The sequence below is a fragment of the Wolbachia endosymbiont (group A) of Pipizella viduata genome, assembly GCF_964028555.1.
Taxonomy (GTDB): domain Bacteria; phylum Pseudomonadota; class Alphaproteobacteria; order Rickettsiales; family Anaplasmataceae; genus Wolbachia.
Genome location: NZ_OZ034787.1, coordinates 1,143,249 through 1,155,287, shown reverse-complemented (window position 1 = coordinate 1,155,287; position 12,039 = coordinate 1,143,249). Strand labels below are relative to the sequence as shown.

Annotated in this window: 7 protein-coding genes, 2 rRNA genes and 1 pseudogene; 4 read left to right on the top strand and 6 right to left on the bottom strand. The window is 35.7% G+C overall.

Annotated elements, in window-relative coordinates:
* Positions 1-88: 88 nt before the first annotated feature.
* Positions 89-2,971 (top strand): WPE palindromic element domain-containing protein, encoded by a 2,883-nt coding sequence (locus tag ABWU50_RS05570; RefSeq protein WP_353275682.1) that lies wholly within the window; start codon positions 89-91, stop codon positions 2,969-2,971.
* On the opposite strand, the gene ABWU50_RS05565 is transcribed toward ABWU50_RS05570, so the two are convergent.
* From ABWU50_RS05565 to ABWU50_RS05555, 3 genes are all read right to left on the bottom strand, one after another.
* Positions 2,928-3,122 carry a hypothetical protein gene (locus ABWU50_RS05565; protein WP_353275681.1) on the bottom strand — a complete coding sequence of 65 codons (195 nt, stop codon included), beginning with the start codon at positions 3,120-3,122 and terminating at the stop codon, positions 2,928-2,930. The genes ABWU50_RS05570 and ABWU50_RS05565 overlap by 44 nt on opposite strands.
* 675 nt (positions 3,123-3,797) lie before the next feature.
* The gene (locus tag ABWU50_RS05560) at positions 3,798-5,582 is read right to left on the bottom strand and encodes a ribonucleoside-diphosphate reductase subunit alpha (protein WP_353275679.1); all 1,785 of its coding nucleotides are present in this window, start codon (positions 5,580-5,582) and stop codon (positions 3,798-3,800) included.
* Positions 5,583-5,640: 58 nt separating this feature from the next.
* Positions 5,641-6,717, bottom strand: a complete 1,077-nt coding sequence (locus tag ABWU50_RS05555) for a methyltransferase domain-containing protein (protein ID WP_264329070.1) — start codon at positions 6,715-6,717, stop codon at positions 5,641-5,643.
* Between the two features lie 332 nt (positions 6,718-7,049).
* Here ABWU50_RS05555 and ABWU50_RS05550 point away from each other — a divergent pair.
* Both ABWU50_RS05550 and rrf read left to right on the top strand, forming a co-directional pair.
* Positions 7,050-9,815 (top strand): 23S ribosomal RNA (locus ABWU50_RS05550).
* Positions 9,816-9,881: 66 nt separating this feature from the next.
* Positions 9,882-9,988 (top strand): 5S ribosomal RNA (rrf, locus tag ABWU50_RS05545).
* Between the two features lie 16 nt (positions 9,989-10,004).
* Here the strand turns inward: rrf and ABWU50_RS05540 are convergent.
* The 3 genes and pseudogenes from ABWU50_RS05540 to rpmH form a co-directional block, all read right to left on the bottom strand.
* Positions 10,005-10,229: a hypothetical protein gene (locus ABWU50_RS05540; RefSeq protein WP_253309152.1), complete on the bottom strand. Its 225-nt coding sequence runs from the start codon at positions 10,227-10,229 to the stop codon at positions 10,005-10,007.
* A gap of 89 nt (positions 10,230-10,318) precedes the next feature.
* Positions 10,319-10,594, bottom strand: a pseudogene (rnpA, locus tag ABWU50_RS05535) (ribonuclease P protein component); the annotation flags it as partial.
* 67 nt (positions 10,595-10,661) lie between these two features.
* On the bottom strand, positions 10,662-10,796 hold the full coding sequence (gene rpmH / locus ABWU50_RS05530; RefSeq protein WP_353275678.1) for a 50S ribosomal protein L34: 135 nt from the start codon (positions 10,794-10,796) through the stop codon (positions 10,662-10,664).
* 107 nt (positions 10,797-10,903) lie between these two features.
* On the opposite strand from rpmH, the gene pstC reads away from it, so the two are divergent.
* The gene (gene pstC, locus ABWU50_RS05525; RefSeq protein ID WP_353275677.1) at positions 10,904-11,992 is read left to right on the top strand and encodes a phosphate ABC transporter permease subunit PstC; all 1,089 of its coding nucleotides are present in this window, start codon (positions 10,904-10,906) and stop codon (positions 11,990-11,992) included.
* Positions 11,993-12,039 lie beyond the last annotated feature (47 nt).

Below are 12,039 nucleotides of genomic sequence, written 5' to 3'. Positions count from 1 at the left end.
TAATATATAATAACATAAGAAACTGCGAGCACATTTATATTTTGAGTGATTTCTATATAATAAAATATTGTATTAATTGTTACTGTTAGTGGGAAGAGTTTTTACCGTTAATGTGGATGAGTCCTTTTTCAATGTATTGGTTCAGCACATATTTTCTGAATATGAAAGAGAAAAAATTCCCGAGATAAAGATCATACTTCCCTGCAAAAGGGATGTAATAGCGCTTCTGAGTGCGTTCAAGAATTATAACGCTAAAAAATGCATAATTTTGCCAGAGATAGTTTCGCTAGAGAACATCGATGAGGAGGATTTAATATTAAATCTTGATAGAGTTAAAGTTATCAATCCAACAAAGAGGACGCTGCTACTCATTCAATTCATATTGGAGTGGAATAGAAAAAATAATGATAATTTCCCCATTGATTTAGCTTATAGCCTGCCATCATTGCTTGATAAAATTCAATCTACCCAAACAACGGATTGTTATCAATTCGATGAACATTCAAAAAAAATAGAGAATTTCATAAGCTTACTCATTGAGAGTTGGAATAAAATTTTAAAAGATTTAGGAGTAGTAGATATATTAGAACATAAGAGTGATTACATAAACAATATGATAATCTCTTTACAAAAAGACCAACATATAATCTTTGTTGGAATTGGAAAGGATAAGTCGTTAATTAAGGCTATATATGACCTGCCGTTTGGAAAAATAATTTTTCCTAATCTGAATTTGAAAATTAAAGAGAAAGATTGGCAATCACTTGATAAAAAACATTATCAATATTGCCTGAAAGATCTACTCGATTATTTAAATGTAGATAGAAGAGATGTGAGTTTTCTGCCAGAAGCGTGTTCTGATGTCATCCCAGTGCCCAGACACTGGGATCCAGAAAACTTAACTTTAAATGAGCGCACCAGGTGGCTGTGCAATAGAAACTGGATTCCAGTGTCAAGCACTGGAATGACACCATCTATTACTCAAATTACCTGCAAATTGCAATGTTCATACACCAAAAATCAAAGGGCTGGAATGACAGGAAGTCCTGAGGAATATCTAGATTACATTTTTGATACAACTGCCGATCTAAGCAAAGTTAGTAATGGACATATTGGCAATATTGAAGTCATCACTTGTGATTCCAGAGAGGAAGAAGCACAAGTGACATCATTAATTATAGAGAATGAAGGTTATGAAAACGTTTCTTTGGTTGTCTTTGATAAATTACTTGCAGCTCGTATAGCATGTTTATCAAGGCAACACAGTGCCATACCGGAAAATTATCCTTATATAACACTCCTACTTTATAGTATCGAAGTTTTGACCTCAAATTGGAGCAGTGTATCATTACTTTCGCTCCTTAAACATAGGCTAGTGACTTTTGATTACACTCAAGAAGAGTACTCTCAGATTTTATCTGAATTTGAAATAGAGATATTACGCAACTTTAGTACAAATGGCCTTAAAGATATTATAGATGCTATTAATACCTATAAAAAGCTAAAACATAAAGAGGATATATTGCTTATTATCAATAGGTTAGAGGCTATACTTAATCTTTTACTTAACTCTATAAATTGCCCTATTTCTGATGTGGTGGCAACTCATTTGCAGTGTATTAATGTGCTATCTGGTATAAATTTTTCAGAGCTAAATAGTGAAATAGGTAATTTCACCTGTAATTTCTTGAATGCATGTGAGGGTATAGAAATTAAGTGCTCCTTAGAGTTATATAGCCAAATTCTGACCTTATTTTTAGAGAAAGAGTTTTTCTCTGTAGCAAATGACTTGAATAAATTCAGCTTATATCACAACAAAGTTGTAATACTCGCTGGATTTAATGAAGCGCCAAGCTTTCAAAGTCCGCTTTTGAATGCACTTACGAGAGAAAAATTTAACCTTCCTTCTGCGCAAGAAGAGCAGGGGTATTTTTTTTATACTTTACACAATTTGTTTTGTGCAAGTAAGGTTTATATTACAAGATCGCTAAGCCATAGAAAACCAATTCTATTGCAGCGTTTGGAAATTCTGCTCAAGGAGGGGAAACAGCCGTATCGCGATTGGCTGAGGATATTAAATATGCCTGAATGTACTGTTCCATGTACTCAGCCTATGCCAAAACCTCAAACCGAAGTTAGAAAAGAAAAAATGCAGGTGATGTCTTGCAGTGCAATAGAAAAGCTAATTCGTAATCCTTATTCATTTTACGTTGAATATATACTGGGCCTTAAACAATTAAGAGACTTGAATTTTAAGCCATCGATATTGGAATTTGGCACTATGGTGCACAACATTCTTGCAAGATATTTACGCAACAAAAAGTCGCCAATGAGCATTGCACGAAAAGCATTCTCGACTAGTCAGTTTAATTTTTCAAATATGTGGTGGGTAAGACTGCAAAGGATAATTCAATCTTTTGTCGAATTTGATGAAACTCGAAGCAATTATGTTGAGTTGGAAAAGAGTTTTACCTGTCCGATATTTCATATTCCAGCGCGTGACGCTGGAATCTATATTTCTTGTGATGATGTATCCCAGTATGAAACTGCTTGGATGACAAATAGAGATCTGATCCCACAAGAAATTTTACTGACAGCAAGATGTGATAGAGTTGAGTATCTACCAAGTGGGCAAGTAGCAATTATAGACTATAAACTTGGTTCACCACCTTCCAACGAAGAAGTGATGTCGGGGTTTTTTCCACAGTTAATTTTGCAAGCCTTAGCGGTAGAACATATAACAAAAAGAGAAGTTTCAGAACTTGCTTATTGGAAACTTGATTATGATAAAATAAAAGTTATTTCTATACAAAATTATAGATACAAAATGCAAGAATTAAAAAATGATCTGCCTGGTTTTTTATCTAATTATTTAAGTAATTCCACACCCTTTATTGCCTCTCCATATTTTGATAAATTCCTGAGATTTAATAGCTATAAACAGCTAGAAAGGGTAGGGGAGTGGTTGTAAATGGTGTCATCCGAGTAGCCTCTTTCTTGTTATCCGAGTAGCCCCTTCTCCTGTCATCCCAGTGCTCTTTTTTTGTCATCCGAGTAGCCCCTTTTTTGTCATCCCAGTGCTTGACACTGGGATCCAGGAATTTTATTAAGTTGGTAAGCATAAAAATAGATGTTTTACGTTAAAATACAACGTTTTCGATGAGGTTATATGGAAAACTGGATCCCAGTGTCAAGCACTGGGATGACAAAAAAAGGAGCACTGGCATGACACCTCTCTTGGGCTCTTTTAGCTACAAACGTTAAGAAATTTACCAAACGAAAAAAAAGGCAAAAGAAGCCCTAGTCATTGTCTATTTTCAGTATTGGCGTTTTTTAAGTCTTAAACACTGCAATTTAGCTGCTTTTAAATGCAACTCACCTTAGTTTAAATGTTTAAGAAATTTACTAAGCAGAAAAAAAGGCAAAGGAAACCCCATGTTAGCTAGTTGTCACTCTCTAATCCTGCAAATTGGCGTACTATACTGTCTTAAACGACTTATAAGCGCGTTTCAGCTTATATAGGTAAAAACCCAGAAATGTTGTGAAGACATAAGGTGCACATAGTGCAAAAAATTAAAAATAAGACGCCAACTACGTTGTTTTCTTGCTGTTTAATCTGCACAGATGAAGATAACTGAATACCTTCACTATCATGATAAGGGGGCTGGCGGAGTTTGTCAAGGAAGTTTTTTCGTTTCTATTCCCAAGAAAAGTTCGTTATATGGTTATGCAAGAAGTCTATTATATTTCCTTACCCATTTGCTTAACTTTCTCTCTACTTTTTTTGAATAAGGTCACTATTGGCATGACAAACATTCATCGTAGTCAATATCTGTTTTGTGTTGCAATATTTCACTTTTTTTGAATATGTCATGCGAAACCTTGTCAGCTCTCTGCATTGATTGTGATCTGCAGTAATATAAGCTCTTCAATCCTTTTTTCCAGGCAAGCATGTGTATTTTATGCAAGTAACGTTTGTGTATGTTGGCAGGCAAGAACAGATTGACTGATTGAGACTGACAAACATACGGAGTTCTATCACTTGCATGTTCTATAATCCATCTTTGATCAAGCTCGTACGCTGTTTTAAATGTCAATTTTTCATGCTCACTAAGAAAATCTAAATGCTGAACGGAACCCTCGTTTGTCGAAATTGAAGACCATATTTTATCATTGTCTTGATTTTTTTCTGCTAATAGTTTTTGCAAGAATTTATTTCGCACTACAAATGAGCCTGTCAGTGTCTTTTGTATGAATACGTTTGCTGCATATGGCTCTATTCCAGGAGAAGTATTGCCTGCAATAATGGAGATTGAGGCAGTTGGAGCAATAGCGAGCTTGTGTGTAAACCTTTCCATTAGATCAACTTCTTTGGCATCAGGACATGCCCCCTTTTCCTCTGCTAATTTTTTAGAAACTATATCTGCTTGCTCACGTAAATACTTAAATATTTTTTTATTCCATTGTTGTGCTATTACTGATTCAAAAGGAACCATTTTGCTTTGTAAAAATGAATGAAAACCCATCACACCAAGACCAATACTGCGTTCTCTGGCTGCAGAATATTTTGCTCGCTGCATTTCATTCGGTGCTTTATTTATGAAATCTTCCAATACATTATCAAGAAAGCGCATTATATCTTCTATGAAGAGTTTATTGTCTTTCCATTCTTCGTAGTACTCAAGGTTTACGGATGATAGACAACACACAGCAGTGCGTGACTTATTCAGGTGATCATAACCTGTAGTTAAAGTTATTTCACTGCATAGATTTGACATCTTGATGTCTAAGTTGAGCTTTTTGTAAGATTCTGGCTTATTGTTATTTGTTGCATCAAGGAAAATAATGTAAGGTTCTCCAGTTTCAACTCTTGCTGTTAATATTTTGATCCATATATCCTGCGCTTTTACAGTTGAAATAACCTTATTGTTGTGAGGGCTTATTAAATTCCATTCTTGATCATTCTCAACAGCCTGCATAAATTTATCTGTTACTATTACAGCATGATGTATATTTAACGCTTTGCGATTTGGGTCACCGCCTGTTGGCTTGCGCAAATCCAGAAACTCTTCTATCTCCGGATGAGATACAGGAAGATAGACTGCTGAACTTCCTCGCCTTAAGGATCCCTGACTAATTGCGAGCGTTAGAGCATTTTGCACCACAATAAATGGTACAATTCCTGATGTTTTACCACTACCTTTTACACTTTCACCAATTGAACGTAAATTTCCCCAATAACTACCTATGCCTCCTCCACGTGCAGCAAGCCAAACATTTTCATTCCATAAGTCAACTATTCCCTGCAAGCTGTCTTCGGTTTCATTAAGAAAGCAAGAGATAGGCAACCCTCTCTTGGTGCCACCATTGCTGAGTATTGGTGTTGAAGGCATGAACCACAAGTTGCTCATGTAGTCATAAAGACGCTGCGCATGTTCTTTGTTATCAGAATAGTAATTAGCAATACGTGCAAAGAGGTCTTGGTAACTTTCATTTTCTATTAAATACCTGTCTGATAGAACTGCTTTTCCAAAATCGGTTAATTTGCTATCCTTTGCGTAATTAATAGTAATGTTATTCATAAAATTCCTTTTATTCTTTTATTATATATAGATACTTAAAAGCCACTTTGAGCGATTTTTAAGTTAGGTTTTTCGGATTTTCTTGTTGATGCTGTAATGCAAACAAGATACCGTCAACCTGACTGCCATATATTTTACAGTAACTCATATAACTTATCTGCATATTTATTTTTTTTGCAACATGTTGAACATAACTTTCTGAGTGACGAAAATAGTCTCCTTTGTTTACAAAGTCAATACCTTCACCTTCCTTTCTTCTTATTAAACATATAATAACCCCTTTTTTGCTCGTAGATCTTTTTGCTAATTCCAATTCTTCTTGAAAGTCATGTAGATAATGTAGCACTTCAGCAAAGATAATTACATCATACTGCTGGTTTTTCTTTTGTTTAAGAAACTCTTTCATTTCCATATGTATTAATTCATTGTAAACAGGCTTACCTTTTATAAAGCATCCTCTTGCGATATTTAGCATTCTACTTGAAATGTCAATTCCTGTTATGTGGCTTCCAGTACTATTTATTTTCAAGAAATGACCACATATTCCAGTCCCACAACCAAGGTCAAGTATATTGAGCTCAGAAGTGGAGTTGTTGAAGATTTTTGTAATTATCATGTGTACAAGTTCATGCCCTCTATACTGTTTAGCAATCAACCAATGCTCAACAAAATATTCACCTGTGTAATCAAAATATTGTCTTATGAGGTTTTTTGGCAATTCTGTAATAGGCGCTGAGTTTGTCATTTTTTTTATATAGTAAGATGCCTCCTCATGATCACTATCTAATTTTAGTGTCTGTGTTAAATAATTATAAGCTTTATTAGTATTCCCTACCGCAAAATGACACCTTCCGATGTTATACCAGACTATGGGTAAATGGGGGTAAAATATGCTAATTAACCAAAATCGTAACTTTGCATCTGATATGCTACCTTTATAAAAGTGATATAAACCGATTTCAATGTTGGTATTTAACAGGTTCTTAGATTTTTTAAGAAGCACTGTCATTTCTTTATGAAGAGTATTATATTTATTCACAATGAAGTGTTTTACTTTCTTAATATTTAATACACCAATGAGCTTAGACATACAATTTAAAGCAACGTTTTTTATAAAAGAGAGATTACTTTTCATACATGAGAAATACTCCGAATGTTCATTATCATTTTTAGGCAATTGATTTTAACACATTTTATCTTACAAAATATCTTTTTTATTAATTTTTACTGTATATATAAGTTTACCGCATATTTCTCAGATTGTACTGTTTAGGATTGCTAGTATATTGTTGTTGATAATATAAGTAAATGTTTTGTGCAAAAAGGCGTTGACATATTATTTATTAGGTTATAATATAAAGATTAATTTAGTTTTTAGATGTTTGACAAGTTTTATGGTAGAGATTAATTTAATCTCAATTCAATTTTAATAATATTTAACTCTGCATATTCTGCATATAGTCGGATAAATAAATTATTAAGAGCACTTGATGGATGCCTTGGCGTTAAGAGGCGATGAAGGACGTGGCAGGCTGCGATAAGCTGTGGGGAATTGTCAACAAATTTTGATCCGCAGATTTCCGAATAGGGAAACCCAACTAGCTTAGCTAGTTATTACATACTAAGTATGTAAGGCAAACTTGGTGAACTGAAATATCTAAGTAGCCAAAGGAAAAGAAATCAACCGAGATTCTGTTAGTAGTGACGAGCGAAAGCGGAAAAGGCTAGTGATTTAAGAATAAGAATTAGAATACTCTGGAAATAGTAACCATAGAAGGTGATAGTCCTGTATAAGTAGAAAGTTTTTAAATCCTTGAGTAGAGCGGGGCACGTGAAATCCTGTTTGAATATGGGGGGACCATCCTCCAAGCCTAAATACTCCTTAACGACCGATAGTGAACAAGTACCGTGAGGGAAAGGTGAAAAGAACCCCGGGAGGGGAGTGAAATAGAATCTGAAATCAAGTGCTTACAAACAGTTGGAGCTCTATATCAATCTATTGATATTTAGAGTGACAGCGTACCTTTTGCATAATGGGTCAGCGAGTTAATCTATGAAGCAAGCTTAAGCCGTTAGGTGTAGGCGTAGCGAAAGCAAGTCTGAATAGGGCATTTTAGTTTTATGGATTAGACCCGAAACCAAGTGATCTAGTCATGACCAGATTGAAGGTGTGGTAAAACACACTGGAGGATCGAACCAGTTAATGTTGCAACATTATTGGATGAGTTGTGATTAGGGGTGAAAGGCCAATCAAACTTGGAAATAGCTGGTTCTCCGCGAAATCTATTTAGGTAGAGCGTTGTATGTATGTTGTTGGGGGTAGAGCACTGGATAGACTAGGGGGATTCACCGTCTTACCAAATCTAACTAAACTCCGAATACCAACAATTAATTATACAGCAGGCACACTACGGGTGCTAAGTCCGTGGTGGAAAGGGAAACAACCCAGATCACTATCTAAGGTCCCAAAATTACAGCTAAGTGGGGAAGGAAGTAGAAAAACCATTACAGCTAGGAGGTTGGCTTGGAAGCAGCCATCCTTTAAAGAAAGCGTAACAGCTCACTTGTCTAAATAAGTTTTTCTGCGCCGAAAATGTACCGGGGCTAAAGCTGTATACCGAAGATGTGAGTGCTTATTGATTTCGATCAATAGGCGCGGTAGCGGAGCGTTCCGTAAGTCTGTGAAGGTGGTTTGTGAAAACTGCTGGAGATATCGGAAGTGAGAATGCTGACATAAGTAGCGTAAAAGAGTGTGAAAAACACTCTCACCAAAAATCTAAGGGTTCCTACGTTAAGTTAATCTGCGTAGGGTTAGTCGGTTCCTAAGGCGAGTCCGTAAAGGAGTAGTCGATGGCAATTAGGTTAATATTCCTAAACCTCTTAAGTGTGACGGGTTTCGTATTTGTATAGATCTTATTGGATTGATCTATGCTTAAAAGAAGCTCCAGGAAATAGCACTTATATTTATGAGGCCGTACCGCAAACCGACACTGGTGGATGAGTAGAGTATACTAAGGTGTTGAAAGAATGATGTTGAAGGAACTCGGCAAATTATACCTGTAACTTCGGAAGAAGGGTAACCTGCTTTTAGGCAACTATGAGTAGGTGGCACAAAATAGGGAGTAGCGACTGTTTACTAAAAACACAGGACTCTGCAAACACGTAAGTGGAAGTATAGGGTCTGACGCCTGCCCGGTGCTGGAAGGTTAATAGGAGGGGTGCAAGCTCTAAATTGAAGCCCCAGTAAACGGCGGCCGTAACACTGACGGTCCTAAGGTAGCGAAATTCCTTGTCGGGTAAGTTCCGACCCGCACGAATGGCGTAACGATTTCTCCACTGTCTCCAACATCACTTCAGCGAAATTGAATTCCCCGTGCAGATGCGGGGTACCCGCGGTTAGACGAAGAGACCCCGTGCACCTTTACTATAGCTTTACATTGCTATTAAAAGTGTGATGTGCAGGATAGGTGGGAGACTTTGAAGTTATGGCGCTAGCTATAATGGAGTCAACCTTGAGATACCACCCTTTACACTTTTGATATCTAACTATGTTTCATTATCTGGAACTAGGACATTGTATGGAGGGTAGTTTGACTGGGGCGGTCGCCTCCTAAAAAGTAACGGAGGCGTGCGAAGGTAAGCTAGAGCTGGTCGGAAATCAGCTTGATAGTATAATGGCATAAGCTTGCCTGACTGCGAGGCTGACAAGCCAAGCAGAGACGAAAGTCGGTCATAGTGATCCGGTGATTCTGTATGGAAGGGTCATCGCTCAACGGATAAAAGGTACGCCGGGGATAACAGGCTGATGGTGTTCGAGCGTTCATAGCGACGACACCGTTTGGCACCTCGATGTCGACTCATCACATCCTGGGGCTGAAGAAGGTCCCAAGGGTTCGGCTGTTCGCCGATTAAAGTGATACGTGAGTTGGGTTTAGAACGTCGTGAGACAGTTCGGTTTCTATCTGCCGTGGGTGAAGGAAATTTGAGAAGGTCTGACTCTAGTACGAGAGGACCGAGATGGATATACCTCTGGTGTACCAGCTGTTATGCCAATAGCATCGCTGGGTGGCTATGTATAGATGGGATAATTGCTGAAAGCATATAAGCAAGAAACCCTCTTCAAAAAGATTTCCCAATTAAGGCCGTGGAAGACTACCACGTTGATAGGCTAGGTGTGGAAGCATGGTAACATGTGAAGCTAACTAGTACTAATAGCCTGATTGATTTATTTGCTTTCTATATGTGTGTATGCAGTGTTAAATATTAAGTTAAAATTGTTAAGTTAGAAATTTTTATTGACTTGGTGGCTATAGCAAAAATGAACCACCCGATCTCATCTTGAACTCGGAAGTGAAACTTTTTAGCGCTGATGGTACTTGAAAAGGGAGAGTAGGTCGCCGCCAAGTTTATAAAAATTTCTTTTTATCGCCTTTTAATAATTCTTTTATTACGAGAAGTCGCTTCTATATTCAAGTCTAATAATTGTGGTCTAGGCTTATTCTTATTCTGCTCTAAGTATCGACTTTGCTCAAATGCTAATTCCCATTGTGTACGATAATTAGATTCTTTATATTCATAAAAATCTTCTTTAACATTATTTGTATTTATATTGAGATTTTTATCTTGTTCTTTTCTACTCTCTACCATTAAACACTCACGCCCGTTAATTTATTTTAAAAATTTTACTTATGTTATCATAAAAAATATAGTTGTAAATACCTTAATTGAGATTTTTTTTATTTTATCTTTTTTAAGCAAATAGTTAGATCTTTTTGTAAGTTTTTATAATTTGCTTGCATAATGTTTCTATGAGTTAGTATTATGTAGTAGTGCCCTATATTGCTTATATTTAAAATGCTAATTTTAGCAAGCATTCGTAATTGCCTTTTTATTTTATTTCTTTTTGCTGCTTTTCCGGTTTTTTTACTGATAGCCAGACCTACTCTAATAGTATGAGTGTACTTTTCAGGTTCTCTTTCTTTTATGGCGTACAGTGATATATAAAGCCCACGATAAAAAAGACTGCTGAGTGCTAACTTATTTTTGAAAGCAAAGGAAAAATCTTTTTTTTTATACTTACTATGCGCATAATTTGTTACACCCTAATGAACGGCGCCTATTAAGGATTTTTCTTCCAGCTCTTGTTGCCATACGTGCACGAAATCCATGTCTGCGCTTTCTTATCAAATTTTTTGGTTGAAATGTTCTCTTCATTGTTTTTATATTAATATAATTATTTATTTTAAATTGTTTTACTTTATTGTCAAATGATGGTGAACTTGTATGACATTTTCGTAGAATAAAATTTGATGTATGGGAAAATGAATTCGGTGATAGTCATACCTGTCCTACTAATCCTTTTATTTTGTTTTAGTAGGTTTCAAGAAGTAAATAAGGTTAAATCTTATCTATATCTTAGTTGTGTATGGATGCTAACTTGGTTGTTAGTACTCTATAATAATTGTTTTGTAACTTTTATTTCTATAGCGTTACTTTTTTTCATGCTTGCTTTTATCTTTAAAAATAAAAGAAATAAGATAATAAAACTTTCGTTATTTGTGGCTTTGGCCATATCATTTTTTATCACTTTATTTATAATGCTATCTATTTTTATTCAATCCATTAATTTTTTTAATAAAGTAGCTATTTCAGAATTCTTGTTTTGCTTGAAATGGGGCCACAATGTAGTCACTGTCAATGAAGAGAAGATAGGATGTTTTGGTATAGCGCCGCTTTTAGTAGGTACATTACTTATAACTATTATAGCAATGTTAGTTGTCGTTCCGCTTGGTTTATTTTCTGCAATATATATTAGTGAATATGCGAGTGAGAAAGTGCGTTATATTGTTAATACAACTTTGCAAGTTTTATCTGCTATTCCTACGGTTGTATATGGATATTTTGCGGTTGTGTTCTTGTCTTTCTTTATAAAGCAGGTAGCAAATTTTTTTGGTTTAAGTATACACTCAGAAAGTGCCTTAGTTGCCGGTTTATCGATTGGGATAATGATTCTTCCTTTTATTATTTCTTTACTCGAAGATGCCATAAGATCTGTTCCAAAAAGCTTGTGTTATGGCTTCATGGCACTTGGCGCAACTCCAGCGGAAACTATATGGCATATAACAATACCTTATGCAATGCCTACAATTTTAAGTGCAATTTTATTGTCAATTTCAAGAGTGATAGGTGAAACGATGATTGTGCTAATGGCTGTGGGAATCAACGCAAATTTGACTTTTAACCCTCTTAATTCAGTTACTACCATTACCGTGCAGATCGCTACATTACTTACCGGAGATCAGGATTTCAATAGTGTACAAACTCTTGCTGCTTATGCGCTTAGTTTAGTATTGTTTATTATTACTTGGCTATTAAATGCATTTGCATTGTTTGTAATGAAGCGTAACTAGTAAGCGTTTTAATGTTGCAAAATTTCTATTAATAATATAAGATTTAT